Origin of the sequence: Butyrivibrio sp. NC2007 (assembly GCF_000421405.1) — a bacterium.
Classification (GTDB): domain Bacteria; phylum Bacillota; class Clostridia; order Lachnospirales; family Lachnospiraceae; genus Butyrivibrio.
On sequence record NZ_ATWY01000009.1, the window covers coordinates 94,739 to 110,212 of the forward strand.

Below are 15,474 nucleotides of genomic sequence, written 5' to 3' on the forward strand. Positions count from 1 at the left end.
CCTTTCTGAAATGATCCCTGGGGACGGAGTCAGTGGCTCATTTATGACCCCCAGGGACGGAGTCAAGGGCTCATTTTTCTTGATGATATAATTCTAATGCAAAAAATGGCGCCCTGCACATGCAGAGCGCCAACTGTCATTTTTATAGCACAATCCGTAATCAGCTTTAGGATATCAGAAATCAACTTCTGTGTCGTAGTAGCAGCACTTAAGGAGTTTCTCCATCTCTTCCTGACTGGGCTGACGAGGATTGGAACCTGTGCAGGCGTCAAGAATAGCGTTTGCTGCGATGTCGTGAAGTCTGTCAAGGAATACGTCCTCAGCAACAAAGCCTTGCTCTGCAGGAAGTCCGTCTGCACCGTAGTTCTTGATGCAGTGAGGAATGTTGAGGTCGTCGTTCATCTTGCGCAGATACTCGATGAGAAGCTTAACCTTCTCGTCGTCGTTTGATCCGCCGAGATTCATGTAATCAGCGATAACGCCGTAGCGCTTCTTAGCTGTCTCGTCCTTGGCGTTGAATGCGATAACCTTAGGAAGATACATAGCATTGGCTGCACCGTGGATGATGTGTGCACCCTTGTCGGCAAATACAGCACCGGTCTTGTGTGCCATAGAGTGAACGATTCCGAGAAGAGCATTTGAGAATGCCATTCCGGCAAGACACTGTGCGTTGTGCATTGCATCTCTTGAATCCATATCGCCGTTGTATGACTTAACAAGGTTAGCCTGGATCATCTCGATTGCATGGATTGCAAGTGCGTCTGTGTAGTCGCAGTTAGCTGTTGAAACATAAGCTTCGATAGCGTGTGTGATAGCATCCATACCTGTGTGAGCAACGAGCTTGATAGGCATTGTATGTGTGAGCTCGGGATCAACGATAGCAACATCAGGTGTGATCTCGAAGTCAGCTATAGGGTACTTGATACCCTTATCGTAATCAGTGATGATTGAGAAAGCTGTAACCTCTGTAGCTGTTCCTGAAGTTGAAGGAATAGCACAGAAATGAGCCTTTGTGCGGAGCTTGGGAAGTCCGAATACCTTGCACATATCCTCGAATGTTGTCTCAGGATACTCGTACTTGATCCACATAGCCTTGGCAGCATCAATAGGTGATCCGCCACCGATTGCTACAATCCAGTCAGGCTGGAACTTCTGCATAGCCTCAGCGCCCTTCATAACGGTCTCAACTGAAGGATCGGGCTCGATACCCTCAAACAGCTCAACCTCCATACCTGCTTCTTTAAGGTAATCCTCTACCTTCTGAAGGAATCCACCTTTCTTCATTGAGCTTCCACCAACGCAGACGATAGCTCTTTTACCCTCAAGTGTTTTAAGCGCCTCAAGTGCGCCCTTTCCGTGGTAGACATCCCTCGGCAGTGTAAAACGTGACATAAGAAAAAACCCTCCTTTGAAAAATATTGTTAAATAAATAACGTAACCCTTCTCCTATTATATCATTTTCTCAGAAAAATTTCAGGGGTTTGTTCAAAATGTCAGTCAATTTCTTTTTGGGTAAAAGACATTTCTATCAATCTTCAATGTAAGAGTACTTCCTGATAAACCCTCTGGAAACCAGACACATTACCACACCGGCTATGCCCAGTATGAGCATCATAAGAGCAGCTCCCGAGCCTTTCCCCGTGCCAAACAACGCAGTCCAGAAAGCGCTGCCGGCTCTGATAGCCATGAACGGTTCGCAGACCTTGTCAACAAAGAGCCCTCCCAGGAAAAGACCTATCGGAATCGTGAAGAATTGCAGTGTATTTCTGCACGCATATACTCTTCCCTGAAGTTCAACAGGTATGGTGTTTCGCATGATGACGTTCTGATTGGCCGCCATGAGCGGAACAAAAAACCATCCAATAAACTGTCCGATGCACCATATCACCGGGTTTTCCGAAAACGCCAGAACGAAGTTTTCCGTTCCCAGGGAAAAGAGCATTGTGAGGAATATCACTCTTACCCTGTCCTTGGGTTTTGGAAGAATAGTCGGCAAAAAGCTGCCTACAACCATAGCTATTCCGGAACATGCAGTAACTATTCCAAAGACACTGTTTCCTGCTTTTGGAATTACAAGTGCCGGAAGCACTGCATCAAACGCAGATGCAATCAGGTTAACTCCCGACATGAACAATATCACATGGAGTATCATCGGTGTCTTTTTCAAAAAGACAAGTCCCTCTTTTGCAAGCGTCAGAACATTTCCTTCTGTGTTCGCCTTGCTGCTGATTTCGGGAATCCTCACGAAAAACAACAGTGAAAAGAAGGCAACGGCAAAGGACAGAAGGTCAACAACGATAACAACATCAAGCCCCGCCAGCGCATAAAGAGACGCTGAAATGATCGGGTTTCCGATTGATACAAGAGATCTGCTCAGTTGCTGAAGCCCACTTGTCTTTTGATAATCGTCTTTGGGCACAATAAGCGTGTATGCCACCTCGGAAGCCGGCTGCTGAACGGTATTCATAAGTCCCGACTCCATGTTGATGGCATACAGATGCCACATGGACAATAGGTCCGTCTTATAAAGCACAAATACAAGTACCGTTGTAAGCGCCGCAAAAAGATTGCAGATAAGCATGGTTTTCTTTTTATCAAACTTATCTGAAAGTGCGCCGGCAAAAATGCTCATTATAACGTATGGCGCATAAGTGCAGATTGTCAGCGTCGCAGTGCTCAGCGCCGATCCTGTCTTTTCATAAATCCAGAGCGTAAGCGCAAACTGCGTTATGGCACTTCCAAGCTGTGACAGGCTCTGTGTACTCCAAAGTACGTAGAAGTCTTTTAGATTCTTTATTCTGTTTTTCATCTTAATTCGCTCCTTTTTCCTGAATTATCTTGTTGAAAAAGGAGCATCTGCACTGCAAATGACCATCTTTATGCCTCCTGTTCCGGTTTTATTACTCTTCTGTTATTTAGCAATTTCGCTTTACTTTGATGCTTAGCATCTTGTCGGGAATAACTCCATGTCGACACAGTCCCATGGTCCGTAGGGAGTGTTTATGACATGCGCACCATACTCGGTAAACCCTACTGCTTCATAGCATTTCCTGGCTTTTGGGTTATTGACGAAAACGCCCAGGTCGATCCTGGTGGCGGTCAAATTCTCTTTTACATATTCTATTGCAAGCTTCAGCATCTCCTGCCCGTAACCCTTTCCGCGAATCTCAGGGTCCACGATCACGAAGCCGAACCTGACTGAAGCATCATCGTTTTCGTTGGGATACCTTATGATCAGGTGTCCTATGACATTATTATAATCATCTATTGCCGTCAGCGGAAAGAATCTTCCGGTCCCTATCGCTGGAGCGTAGTTTTCATCTACGCTGTCAGGTTTTAGCGGAAAGAATCCGTACCTGTCCGCTGACCATCTGTATAGCTCTTCCTCAGTGCGCAACCAGGTTGCTATTATTGGGGAATCGCTTTTCTCGTATGCGCGTAGTTTCATGGGGTTATGCCTTTCTACAACTTGATTTGTCCGTCTTGCTTTATTTGTCTTGTTTTATTCATTTCACGATCAAATCTCTTTTATCTATGGTAGCAGAAATTTGTTCCTGCGTCACATAAGGAGTCAAAGAGAACCGTCCCCATTGACTCATTTTGAGTCAAACTGAAATGTCCCCAGTGGCTCCCCGGTGACTCAAAAAATGAGCCCCCGGGGACAAGGCGTTCCCGAGGGCTCTATATATAATTAGGAGTTATGCAATATCTGTATTACTGAAGCCTGGTTGTCTCGCCTGCTTCGAACATTTCCTGTCTCTCGTCGATGATCTCCTGGTAACCTGCATCGAGGTACTTCTGTGAAAGCTCATCGTAAAGAGCATCGAACTCATCAGGCTTGCACATTACAAGCTGATCACGGTACTCAGGATAGATCTCTTCCTTGAGTGATGTGCCGTACTCTGTTACTGACTCAAGAGCGCCACCGAAGAGGCAATCTACGTTTACGCTGCCAGCCTCATAGAGTGCAAGCTGTCCCTTGTAGTTAGCAAGGATGTCCTCGTAGAAGTCCTGAGGAAGTCCCTGAGGATTGATAGCCTTGATATCAGACTCGATGTCACCGAATGACTTGGAAGCTGTAACTACCATCCAGTAGTCAACGTTGTTGTTGTGACCCTGCTGCTCAGGAAGACCTGACTGATCACCAACTGCTACAGGATTTCCGTTCTCGTCATAGTTGAAGTTAACACCCTCGATACCCCATGTCATTGTGAAGAGGTTCTCGTCCTGAGCCATCCACTCAAGGTACATCTCACCTGCCTTAACCTCGTCAGGTGTTGCGTTGTTAGCAAAACCAACCATTGCGCCGAAGATGTTGTTAGGTCTGAATGCGTTGCTTGATCCCCATGTCTCATCCTTTACAAGCTTGCTGTCGCAAACCATTACGCCAAGCTCTGCATCAGGGTTGTTCTCATAGAAAGAATTAAGAACATCCATTGTTGATGAAACGTAACCTGACCACTGGAATGCCTTACCGTTGATGAAGTCAGCGTTTACATCATCTGTGCTTCTGAGGTAGTACTCAGGGTTGAGGTAACCATCGTTGTAGAGCTCGTTGTTCCACTTAAGAAGTCTCTTCTGAGCCTCTGTTGAAAGAGCAGGAACCTGGTAGTCACCTGTTGTGCACCATGTGAGCTCATCCTGAGGGTAATCTCTGAATGAGTAGTTCTGGTCAGCGCCGGCACCTGCTACCTTTGATCCGCTCATAGGATACTGATGTCCGTTCTCAACCATCTTGCCAAGAGCCTCAAGGAGCTCTGTGTTTGTTGCAGGATATGATCCGTCATAGCCGGCTTCCTTGAGCCAGTCTTTACGATACCATGTTACGAATGTGTAGTTTGTGTTACCGTAAGGTCTCTTACCAAGAACGATGTAGTCCTCACCGTCAAACTGTGTGTAGCCTGTAAGGCCGTTCTCTTCCATGTTTGCCCAGTATGTAGGAGCGATTGTCTTGAACTGCTCGAGATCGATGGGCTGAAGGTATCCGTCTGATGCCCATGTAGCAAGCTTGTCATAGTCGTACTCCATGCAAAGAGTAGGAAGTGTGTTTGTTGAAGCAAGCATAGCGTAGTCAGTCATAACGTCTGAACGTGTGATGCCCACATACTCAACCTTGATGTTGTACTTGTCACCGAAGTTCTCCTGAACCCAGTTTGTCCAGTAGTTGTTCTCAACGTCTGAGCATCCGTTTCCGTTATCTCCTCTGTCGTAAACAGCTACTCTAAGAGTAACCTGATCTGCAAATGGCTCAAATCCGTCAACTCCGGGAACCACGTCTGCTGCTGCCTCTGTAGTCTCTGCTGCAGGTGCCTCAGCTGCAGGTGCTTCTGTTGCAGTCTGTGTGTCTTCTGACGCTGTAGGAACAGGTCCGTTATTTCCACAAGCTGCAAGCCCCATTACCATACTAGCTGCAAGTATGGCTGATAATACTTTCTTCTTCATAGTAATCCTCCTTTTATTTAAACAAAATTGTTTTCCCATAGTGTATTAGCCCTTCACAGCCCCTATCATAGTACCTTGTACAAAGTATTTCTGAAGGAACGGATATATTATGATGATCGGTACAGTTACGAACATAATGCATGCTGCCTGCAGAACTTCGGGTGTTGCCTGTGTGATTCCGCCGGTATCTGCCAGTGATGCGTTCTGAGCCTCTGTGGCAGATGCAACAAGCTGATAGAGTTTGTACTGGATCATCTTGAGCTCTGAAGATCTTGTGTAGTACATGTTGTCTGCGTATGCATTCCATCTTCCTACTGCATAGAAGAGTGACAGTGTAGCCAGGATTGGCTTTGAAAGAGGAAGCACAATCTTCCATAGTATCTGGAAGTTTGTTGCGCCATCCAAAAATGCTGATTCCTCCAAGCTGTCAGGAATTGTACTCTGGAAGAAGTTCTTCATGATCAGCATGTTGTATGGTGAATAGATAAGTGGCAGTATCAGTACCCAGGCTGTATCCAGAATTCCAAGCTGGTAATAAAGGATGTACTGAGGGATGATACCTGCTGAGAAGTACATAGGCACCATGAGGATGAATGCCAGAACTCCTCTTCCTTTAAGTCTCTTTTTTGAAAGCGGATACGCTGCACAGGTGCAGACGATCATTCCAAGAAGAGTAAACACAAGTGTGATGATCACTGAAAATATCATTGAGTAAGTCATTGAGCTGTCTGCAAATACCTGCTTGAATGCATCGAAGGTGATGTCCTTTGGCAGGAAGTAAACTGACTGACTCATTACTGCTGTGTTACCTGAAATTGATTTAGCTGCTACGTGTAAGAACGGAAGCACGCAGGTTGCACAGAGCAGGATGATGACAAGCATCATGATGGCATCGCTTATTCTGAATTTATTTACAGCATGCGCTCCGCCGGCGGAGAAACTCTCTTCTGCCGCATTTATTTCTTTTTTCTTAGCCACGATTAAGTTCCTCCTATAGTAGTCCGTCTTCGCCAAGCTTCTTGGCTATTCTGTCTGATAAAAGAACCAGTGCAACACCGATAACTGATTGGAAAAGGCCGACGGCAGTAGCCATACTGAACTTGTTGTTTCCAATACCTTTATTGAAGATGTACACAGCCAGCTGATACTGGAACTCTTTTACCTGTGTATTTCCAAGGGATGTAAGTCTCTCAAGGTTACTTCCCATTACACGTCCAAGGTTCATGATGAGCAGTGTTACGATTGTGCTCCTGATTCCCGGAAGTGTTATATGAAGCATTCTCTGCCAGCGGTTTGCACCGTCGATCATGGCTGCCTCATACTGTTCTCCGCTGATACCGGTGATAGCTGCCAGGTAGAGGATCGTGCCCCATCCCATGGACTGCCATACTCCGATGAGGAGGTAGGTTATTGCCCAGTGCCATTTCTCATTGAGGAACGGAATTCCCTGGGTGATCATTCCCATCTTCATCATGGCGATGTTTACAAGACCGCTTGTTGGCTTGAACATTGTAAGTGCCACGCTTCCGATGATGGCCCAGGATAAGAAGTGAGGAAGGTAAAGAATTGTCTGTGAAACCTTCTTGAATCTCTTATACCTGAGTTCGTTGAGAATCAGTGCCAGGATGATCGGCATCGGGAATCCTACGAAAAGATCAAGTAAGTTAAATACTATTGAATTTCTAAGGGCTCTTGAGAAGTCCGCATCTCTGAATACCTTTCTGAAGGTATCAAAGCCAACCCATTTAGAACCCGCATAGCCTTTGGCAGGTTTGTAATCCATGAAGGCCATTCTCAGACCCGGATATGCACCAAAGCTAAATACTACAACCAAAATAAGTGGAATGAGCAGAAGAAGATATAACTGCCAGTCTCGTTTTAGAGAATGCTTCCAGCTTGAACCGGTAGCGACTGCTCCCCTACTTTTATTTTTTGCTCCCATATCTCTCTCCCCTTTCTATGGACAATACTAAAGTAATTTACCTCTCCCATCTAATCACTTAGTCAAAAAAGCTATGCATTTTCACCCATTTATTTTTCGAGTTTATTGTTGATATGTTTACTATTTACACTTAATCGTTTTCGATTTTATGCATTTTGCACAAAGCCATTTCTCCGTGGAGCCCAAAATAAAAAGAGCCTCAAGGACTCTTTTTATTCATCCATTATTCACTATATATGTATATTCACTTTCTTGATTCTGTAAGTTTCTCAGCCTGAGTCCAGCCTGTATACTTCATTATTGAGGCATTGTCGATCTTGATCATCTTGCGCCTCCACTCTCCTGGCTGAGCGCCCATCTTCTCAGAGAAATGCCTGTTAAAGCTGGATACTGACCGAAATCCCACTTGCTCTGATATAGAAAGGATCGACTCCTCTGTGGTCCTAAGGAGAATGCAGGACTGAAGGATCCTCGTAGTGTTGAGATAGTCCAAAGGACTTGTCTGCATGATCTCGTGGAACACCCTTCTGAAGTGGGTCTGGCTCAAGTGGCACATATTCGCCAGATCTTCTATAGGGAAGTTTAACATGTAGTTTTCCCTTATATATTCAAGCGCCGGCATGATGGCGATATCGTTGTCATGGGCAGCTCTCTGGGCGATGCTCTGCTTCTTTTGCCCCGCATAGACTCTCATCAGTTTCATGAAAAGAGATAACATAAGCCCCTTAACTGCTATCTGATAATTCATCTCCTTGTTCACAAGTTCAGACAGTATCTGGGTTACAAGGCTGTAGATCTCCTTGTGCTCGGAGCCGTGCAGTATCATCTGAAGATTCTGAGTCATATCATAATATATCTCCCCATATGGCGAAGATGCGCCAAATATCCCTTTAAAGAGATCATCGGGATTCAGGAAAATATACGACCACAAGCTCGATTCACCCTTGGTACTGTAGGATGTATGAGCAACGTTCCTTGATATAAAGGTAACATCTCCTGCCTTAAAGGGCACAGGCTCATCCGCAAACTCAATAAATCCGCTATCCTGGTGGCATATACCTATCTCCAGACAGTTGTGGAAATGAAGCTTGCCGGACTTGACGTCAGAGATATACCATCTGTCTCCAGTCAGCACCAGCACGGGAAAATTGATGGGAAGCTCGTAATTTCTGTATTCAATTACTGTTTTCTTGGGCTTTGACATAATCTTTTCCTTAATTTAATAAATATACAGTTCCATTTGGCAAAAAACACGCCTAATAGAAATTCTAACCTCAAATAGTTGAAATTGCAAAGTTTTTGTTAGTATATGGAGAGATTTTTCGACCATATGAAAATATACTTTTTGTAAAATAACCATAAAGGGGCGAAATTATGGGCAATCTTATATATGACAAAAAAGGAATAGAAAGCACGATCGACGCAATAGTAAAGCGCACCATGAGAATGGACCTGACCTGGGACTGGCCCGGAGGAGTGGCTTATTACGGCGTTTGCGAGGCTTATAAGGCCACAGGAAATGAGGAATATATCCTTGCTCTAAAGGATAGGATTGATGAGTATATCGAGCTCGGCGTTCCATCTTTTACTGTAAATACCTGTGCCATGGGACATGCTCTTTTGTCACTTTATGAGTACTCAGGCGATGAGAAATACCTGGATATCGCAAAGAGTAAAATCGACTATCTCGAGAATGACGCCCTTAGATTTGGCGACAATGTCCTTCAGCACACAGTCTCTGTAAACAACGATTTCCCGGAGCAGTGCTGGGCTGACACTCTTTTTATGGCTGCATTTTTCCTGCTTAGAGCGGGAGTTCTTTTAAAAGATGAAAAACTAATTGACGATGCTTTAAACCAGTACTACTGGCACATCAAATATCTCCAGGATCCGGCGACAGGTCTTTTCTACCACGGTTACAACAACATCACCAAAGACCACATGTCAGGGTTCTTCTGGGGAAGAGCCAATGCCTGGGCAGCCTACACAATGTCTGAGGTTGGTCGCATTCTTCCGGAGTGCTATTTATACCCTAAGTTCCTGGATATTGTCGGCTCACTGAACGAACAGCTTGCAAGCATCAAGCTGCTGCAGACTGAGGACGGTCTTTACAGAACCATCCTTGACGATGAGGAGTCCTATGAGGAGATATCAGCCAGCTGCGGAATTGCTGCTGCCATGATAAACAAGGGCAATCCTCTTCACATCAAATACATCAACAAATCAACCAAGGGTATCCTCAAGAACGTATCACCTGACGGAAGAGTTTTGAACGTCTCCGGTGGCACAGCTGTCATGAAAGACAGAGACGGATACCGTGGTATTTCCAGAGACTGGATCCAGGGTTGGGGACAGGGTCTGGCTCTTGCATATTTCGCAGGCATCTTAAACTACGACAAGATCAGAAGCGACGGAGCACTTTAATTATTCGGGGGTTAAAAAATGGACAACATCGTAAAGCACACACAAGGGGGCTTCACTCTGCCCGGTGAAGCGGGTTATGAAGAGCTTACCCTTGATTTGGCTAAAAAATGGGGCGCAGATGTTATCAGGGACAGTGACGGTACTGTTCTTTCAGATGAGATTACAAATTCAGGATATGGGATCTACTCCACTATCTGCATAATCAGGGATCACAATGAATGGGCGAGGAAGAACCCGGACAAGCTCCAGCAGACCTTCCTCACAACAGCTCCCAAGGTTGCAGAGGATTCAATTTTAACCTTCCACCTGATGGATGATTTCTTTGATCAGCAGTTTAAGATCAACGACAGCGCTGACTCAATGAAATACTGGCAGGTCTATGACCGCACCACAGGAAGGGAAGTCAACAGAAATTTCTGGACCTATGAGAAAGAGGCTCAGAATGTCATAGTCAACAACATCATTCCATGGCACAAATATACCGTGAGCTTTTTGGCTTACAGGATCTGGGAAGAGATTTCCATGTACAACCACGTGACCAACAACTGGGACAAGGAGCATCTGATGCAGATTGATCCTGTATATCCCCAAACCAGAGAGTACCTGAAGGACTGGCTTACAAACTGGTGCAAGGAGCATCCGGCCACAACAGTTGTACGTTTTACATCCATGTTCTACAACTTCGTATGGATGTGGGGAAGCAGCCCAAGAAACCGCAATCTTTTCACTGACTGGGGTTCCTACGACTTCACCGTAAGTCCCAAGATGCTGGATGACTTTGCGGAGAGCTACGGATATAAGCTCACAGCCGAGGATTTCATAAACACCGGACTTCTTCACCCAACGCACCTTCCGCCTGTCAAGACACAGAGAGACTACATGAACTTTGTAAATCAGTTCGTTGTCTCCTTCGGAAAAGAGCTTGTGGACATCGTTCACAGCTTTGGCAAAAAGGCATATGTCTTTTACGATGACAGCTGGGTTGGAATTGAGCCATACGGTAAGCGCTTTAAGGAGTTTGGCTTTGACGGACTTATCAAGTGCATCTTCTCAGGCTATGAAGTAAGACTCTGCGCAGGAGTTGACGTGCCGGTTCACGAGATAAGGCTTCACCCTTACCTGTTCCCTGTGGGACTTGGCGGACTTCCGACTTTCTCAAAGGGCGGCGATCCAGCCAGAGATGCAGCTCTTTACTGGAGAAGCGCCCGTCGTGCTCTTCTTCGTGCCAAAATAGACAGAATAGGTCTTGGCGGATACCTTCACCTGGTGCAGGATTTCCCGGACTTTGTAGAATATATCGCAACAATCTCAGATGAGTTCAGGCAGATAAAAGAGCTTCATGAAGAAGGCGCACCTTACGTCCTCCCGATCAAGGTCGCAGTACTTCACTCCTGGGGAAAACTGCGTAGCTGGACTTTGTCAGGCCATTTCCATGAAACCTACATGCATGACCTGATCCACATAAACGAGACCCTCTCCGGTCTTCCCGTCGATGTTACATACATCGATTTCGACGACTTAAAGAGCATGGATCTAACGGATATAAATGTCATCATCAACGCAGGTTCTGCAGGAACAGCATGGTGCGGCGCAGAGAGTTGGAATGACCCGGTTGTGGAAGAAGTCCTCACCGAATGGGTTAGCGCAGGCGGATGCTTTATCGGCGTCAACGAGCCATCATCAACAGGCGAGAAGGATTTCAGATTCAGAATGTCAGGCGTCCTTGGCGTAAACAGAGACAGCGACTACAAGTCCTGCATGGGCAAATGGGCCTTTGTGGATGACAACTCAGAAGGCATTATTCCTGAGGGTAGCCACATCCCTCTTCGCGGCAAGGTTCACCTTACCGACGGCGCAGCAAAAGTTATCAGGTCAAAAGACGGTTACCCTCTCCTTACAGTAAATGACTTCGGAAGAGGAAAAGGAATCTACCTCTCAACCTTTGAGAACGCGCCCGAGAACTACAGGCTTCTTCTCAACATTCTGCTGTATGCTTGCGGACTTTCCTTTGATCACAAGTATGTCACCGACAATCCAATGGTTGAGTGCGCATTCTTTGAGAGCAGCAAGAAACTCATTGTCATCAACAACTCAGAGAGCAAGCAGTCAGCAACCATCGTCACAGACAGCGGTGAGTTTAAGGCAAAAGACATTGCTCCGCTTGCCACGGCAATCTACGACCTATGATATTAACAAACGGGGAACGACCATGTTTTCAATAAACTTCAAACTTCAAAATAACGATAGCCTCTACTCGCAAGGGAGAGGCTATGGCTTTTTTACACCGGAAATGGCAGAAACTTCATCAGGTACTGCCCATGAGCAGTCACTAAAGAGCGGCGGCTGGAACACAAGGCACTTCTATGAAGCGGTTTCAGATGAAGGCCGTAAGGTTCAGATTGTGAAAGTGACGGTTCCTTCCTTTGGAACCTACAAAGTCAGCGTTAGAATAAGCGCTCTGAACAAGAGTATCGAGCATCTTACACTCTTTTCCTCAAGAAGAGCCATGATTGCAAGAGACGTAACCGTGCCCTGTGGCAGCACCTGGGAAAAGACCTATCACACCGCCGTTACGCCCTTCATTCCTGCACTTTCCGCAACAAGGTGCAACGACAAGGACATCTTCATAAGCTACACCGGCAGCGACGTTTCTCCGGAAAATGTATCGCTGGACGTCACCATAACTGAGGAAAGCGTCCCTGTGATCTGGATTGGCGGCGATTCAACCGTGACCGATCAGAATGCAGGAATTCCTTACTTCCCCTTCGGAAGCTTCTCCGGATGGGCCCAGACACTGCCACGCTTCATCGAAGGCGCAGCGGTCTGCAACATGTCACACTCAGGGCTTACTTCGAACTGCTTCAGGGATGATGGCCATTACGACATAATAAGAGAGTTGATAAAGCCCGGCGACTGCCTGATAATGCAGTTTGGTCACAACGACCAGAAGCGCAGGAACCTCGCGGCTTTCGGCGGATATGCGGATAACCTGAGAAGATACGTCAAGGAGACAAGACAGGCCGGAGCTGAAGCAATCCTCTGCTCTCCCATCAGCCGCGTTCCCCTTGAGCTTTCTAAAGAGGATGCGCAGGCTCTAAACATGGACAGGCACTACTCTCTTCTTGCAGACCACGCCAAGGCTACAGAGGCTGTGGCAAAAGAACTTGATGTGCCCTTCATAGATCTTCACGGCCTAACATTTGAGAAGTGGCTTGAGTTTGGAGACAGTGCAAAAGACTTCTTCATGCCCGGCGATGTGACTCACACCAACGAATACGGGAGCGTCATGATAGCCGATATCTTCATGAAAACTCTGCGCTCCCTGGATAAGGGAAAAGACACTCTCCCGGGAAGGTGCGACAACGGACTTACCTGCAGTTTTTGGAGTCCTGATTCTGATACAAAAGTTATTCCCGCTCAGGAGCCTGAACCGGATATCTTTTCAATAGCACTGCCCTACCTTGATATTGCAGGATTTGAAGATAAGGAAGGTCTTGAGAAAGCCTTCAGATACTGTCTCCTCGATCCCTGTGTTATGTTCCTTCACCCGGACGCACCACTGCCAAGGGCTCAGCTCCTCATGGTACTGTTCAAGGCTCTCCGCATCGCTGGAACAAGGCCTTACAGAGGCAAGTACTCTGACCTTAATATTGATGAATGGGACAGCGGATATGTTGAGACTATGATATCCGAAAACCTGATAGATCCTGCAACTACTAAGAGCGAAGGCGACAAGCTCTTTTTCAGGCCCAATGAATCTCTGACTTACGAGGAACTGGACAGCTTCCTTATGAGGTTCTATGAAAGTGATAAAGCCAAAAGAGATATCCCTTTGGAGGAATGCGTAAGAAGGGCCATGGAGCTTGGAATTGACGAAAGAAAAGAAGCAGCCCCCGGAAAGTGGATTTCCCGAGGGGAAGTTTATACAGCTCTTGCCAGATTCATTGATCTGGAAGAAGACATAAAGACAAGGAGTATCAACTTTGAAGCATGAATTTATGATGGACTTTAGAGCCACAGCAAGTGAAGCAGAAGTTTTCTGGGACCTTCCCGAGGATGCAACAAAAGAGTTTTCATACAGCGTGATTGCAGACGGTGAACCGGTCGGAGATACAGATAAAACTCACTTTACTCTTAAAGGTCTTTTGCCTGAAAAAGACATAGAGGTGGAGGTCATCATGCACTCTCCCGATGGGGATTCACGCTCCCTTGGAAAGATCACGGTCAAGACCTCTCGCCTTAAGAAAATGATCGATGTTACAGATGCGCCTTACAACGCAGTCGGCGATGGCAAGACCTTAAACACTGCAGCGCTGCAGAAGGCTCTTGATGACTGCGATGAGAATTCTTACGTATATGTGCCGGCAGGAACCTACCTTACAGGTGCTCTTGATATGCACTCAAACACAGAGCTCTTCGTTGATAAGGGTGCAACACTTCAGGGAACAGAGAGTCCTTCCGATTACCTGCCCAAGATAAAGAGCAGGTTTGAGGGCTATGAGAGGCTCTGCTACAGAAGTCTTTTAAATCTCGGACAGCTCGATCACGACGCCTCCTATAACTGCGAAAACGTTGTGATCAGAGGCGGCGGAAGCATCATGGGCGGCGGCTGGCTCCTTGCAAAGGCCTGCGCCAAGATTGAGGCTGAGGACCTTAAGGAATACATCGCTTCGCTGGGCGATAAGATAAAAGAATATGAGAAGCCCGAGACCATCTCCCACAGAGTCAGAGGCAGGCTAATCAATATGAGCAACTGCAGAAATATCTGGATCACAAATCTGACACTGGGCTTTTCTCCTTCCTGGAATCTACACTTTGTTTACTCAGATCAGGTTGTTACTGATCACTGCACCATAAAGTCTCAGGGCGTGTGGAACGGCGATGGCTGGGATCCCGATTCATCGACCAATTCAACGATCTACGCCTGCGACTTCTACACCGAGGATGACTCCGTTGCCATCAAGTCAGGTAAGAACCCTGAGGGCAATGTCATCGGCAGACCGACAAAGAACATCAGAGTCTTTGACTGCATCTGCCACATCGGCCACGGACTCTGCGTCGGAAGCGAGATGAGCGGCGGCGTGGAAAATGTCTTTTTATGGGACTGCGACATGAGGCCCACCTGGTCAGGAATTGAGATCAAGTCAACCAAGAAGCGCGGAGGCTACGTTAAGGGCGTATCCGTAAGGGATATTGCAGCTTCCCACGTAATGATCCATTCCGTGACCTTCAACGACGACGGCGAAGGCGCAAAGACCACTCCCGTTATCGAGGACTGTCACTTTGAGAGGATGCATCTTCTTGGAAGATTTCTTGATAACAACGCCGGCAAAAATGAGTGGCACGACTGCCCTTCCATTGAGCTTTGCGGCTTTGATGAGCCCGGGCACGAGCTTAAGGACATAAGCTTTAAGGATATCGAGATTGAAGAACCTGCTGAGGGCGTTGAGGACATTCATGTGGAGTATGCGATCGACCCTGTTTTTGAAAACATAACCAAGTGTCCAAGAAGTGGTATGGGAACTGTTTAAGTCAATGGGGACGTTTAAGTTTGGCGTGAGTCAGTGGGGACGTTTCAGTTTGACTCATTTTGCGAATCAAAATGAGTCAAACTGAAACGTCCCCACTGACTCACGCCAAACACAATAACTATAAGGAGGTGTAAG

11 protein-coding genes are annotated in these 15,474 nt (G+C 46.5%); 4 read left to right on the forward strand and 7 right to left on the reverse strand.

The genetic code is table 11. The annotated features are described in order from the left end of the window. Nucleotides 1-174: 174 nt before the first annotated feature. From G632_RS0108795 to G632_RS0108825, 7 genes are all read right to left on the reverse strand, one after another. A complete protein-coding gene (locus G632_RS0108795) occupies nucleotides 175-1,392 on the reverse strand; it encodes an iron-containing alcohol dehydrogenase (RefSeq protein WP_022764302.1) in 1,218 nt (405 codons plus the stop codon). A 136-nt stretch (nucleotides 1,393-1,528) separates the two neighbouring features. Beyond that, complete coding sequence (locus G632_RS0108800; protein WP_022768651.1) at nucleotides 1,529-2,809, reverse strand: MFS transporter; 1,281 nt, start codon at nucleotides 2,807-2,809, stop codon at nucleotides 1,529-1,531. A gap of 132 nt (nucleotides 2,810-2,941) precedes the next feature. Beyond that, nucleotides 2,942-3,448 carry a GNAT family N-acetyltransferase gene (locus tag G632_RS0108805; protein WP_022768657.1) on the reverse strand — a complete coding sequence of 169 codons (507 nt, stop codon included), beginning with the start codon at nucleotides 3,446-3,448 and terminating at the stop codon, nucleotides 2,942-2,944. A 266-nt stretch (nucleotides 3,449-3,714) separates the two neighbouring features. Beyond that, nucleotides 3,715-5,442 (reverse strand): extracellular solute-binding protein, encoded by a 1,728-nt coding sequence (locus G632_RS0108810; protein ID WP_022768658.1) that lies wholly within the window; start codon nucleotides 5,440-5,442, stop codon nucleotides 3,715-3,717. Between the two features lie 45 nt (nucleotides 5,443-5,487). After that, nucleotides 5,488-6,420: a carbohydrate ABC transporter permease gene (locus G632_RS0108815; RefSeq protein ID WP_022768659.1), complete on the reverse strand. Its 933-nt coding sequence runs from the start codon at nucleotides 6,418-6,420 to the stop codon at nucleotides 5,488-5,490. A 13-nt stretch (nucleotides 6,421-6,433) separates the two neighbouring features. Further along, on the reverse strand, nucleotides 6,434-7,384 hold the full coding sequence (locus G632_RS0108820; protein ID WP_022768661.1) for an ABC transporter permease: 951 nt from the start codon (nucleotides 7,382-7,384) through the stop codon (nucleotides 6,434-6,436). A gap of 244 nt (nucleotides 7,385-7,628) precedes the next feature. Further along, nucleotides 7,629-8,588, reverse strand: a complete 960-nt coding sequence (locus tag G632_RS0108825; RefSeq protein ID WP_022768662.1) for an AraC family transcriptional regulator — start codon at nucleotides 8,586-8,588, stop codon at nucleotides 7,629-7,631. Nucleotides 8,589-8,758: 170 nt separating this feature from the next. On the opposite strand from G632_RS0108825, the gene G632_RS0108830 reads away from it, so the two are divergent. From G632_RS0108830 to G632_RS0108845, 4 genes are read left to right on the forward strand one after another with little or no spacing between them, the layout of a single operon-like run. Next, on the forward strand, nucleotides 8,759-9,808 hold the full coding sequence (locus tag G632_RS0108830; RefSeq protein WP_022768664.1) for a glycoside hydrolase family 88/105 protein: 1,050 nt from the start codon (nucleotides 8,759-8,761) through the stop codon (nucleotides 9,806-9,808). A gap of 18 nt (nucleotides 9,809-9,826) precedes the next feature. Continuing rightward, a complete protein-coding gene (gene gnpA, locus G632_RS0108835) occupies nucleotides 9,827-11,995 on the forward strand; it encodes a 1,3-beta-galactosyl-N-acetylhexosamine phosphorylase (protein WP_022768665.1) in 2,169 nt (722 codons plus the stop codon). Between the two features lie 22 nt (nucleotides 11,996-12,017). Further along, a complete protein-coding gene (locus tag G632_RS0108840) occupies nucleotides 12,018-13,802 on the forward strand; it encodes a GDSL-type esterase/lipase family protein (protein WP_022768666.1) in 1,785 nt (594 codons plus the stop codon). Next, nucleotides 13,792-15,339: a glycosyl hydrolase family 28 protein gene (locus G632_RS0108845; RefSeq protein WP_022768668.1), complete on the forward strand. Its 1,548-nt coding sequence runs from the start codon at nucleotides 13,792-13,794 to the stop codon at nucleotides 15,337-15,339. Before G632_RS0108840 ends, G632_RS0108845 begins: the two co-directional genes overlap by 11 nt. Nucleotides 15,340-15,474: the final 135 nt, after the last annotated feature.

Excerpts from the sequence above, each read along its gene's own strand:
- G632_RS0108795 (WP_022764302.1), bottom strand. The coding sequence starts at position 1,392 with ATGTCACGTTTTACACTGCCGAGGGATGTCTACCACGGAAAGGGCGCA.
- G632_RS0108800 (WP_022768651.1), bottom strand. The coding sequence starts at position 2,809 with ATGAAAAACAGAATAAAGAATCTAAAAGACTTCTACGTACTTTGGAGT.
- G632_RS0108805 (WP_022768657.1), bottom strand. The coding sequence starts at position 3,448 with ATGAAACTACGCGCATACGAGAAAAGCGATTCCCCAATAATAGCAACC.
- G632_RS0108810 (WP_022768658.1), bottom strand. The coding sequence starts at position 5,442 with ATGAAGAAGAAAGTATTATCAGCCATACTTGCAGCTAGTATGGTAATG.
- G632_RS0108820 (WP_022768661.1), bottom strand. The coding sequence starts at position 7,384 with ATGGGAGCAAAAAATAAAAGTAGGGGAGCAGTCGCTACCGGTTCAAGC.
- G632_RS0108825 (WP_022768662.1), bottom strand. The coding sequence starts at position 8,588 with ATGTCAAAGCCCAAGAAAACAGTAATTGAATACAGAAATTACGAGCTT.
- G632_RS0108830 (WP_022768664.1), top strand. The coding sequence starts at position 8,759 with ATGGGCAATCTTATATATGACAAAAAAGGAATAGAAAGCACGATCGAC.
- gnpA (WP_022768665.1), top strand. The coding sequence starts at position 9,827 with ATGGACAACATCGTAAAGCACACACAAGGGGGCTTCACTCTGCCCGGT.
- G632_RS0108840 (WP_022768666.1), top strand. The coding sequence starts at position 12,018 with ATGTTTTCAATAAACTTCAAACTTCAAAATAACGATAGCCTCTACTCG.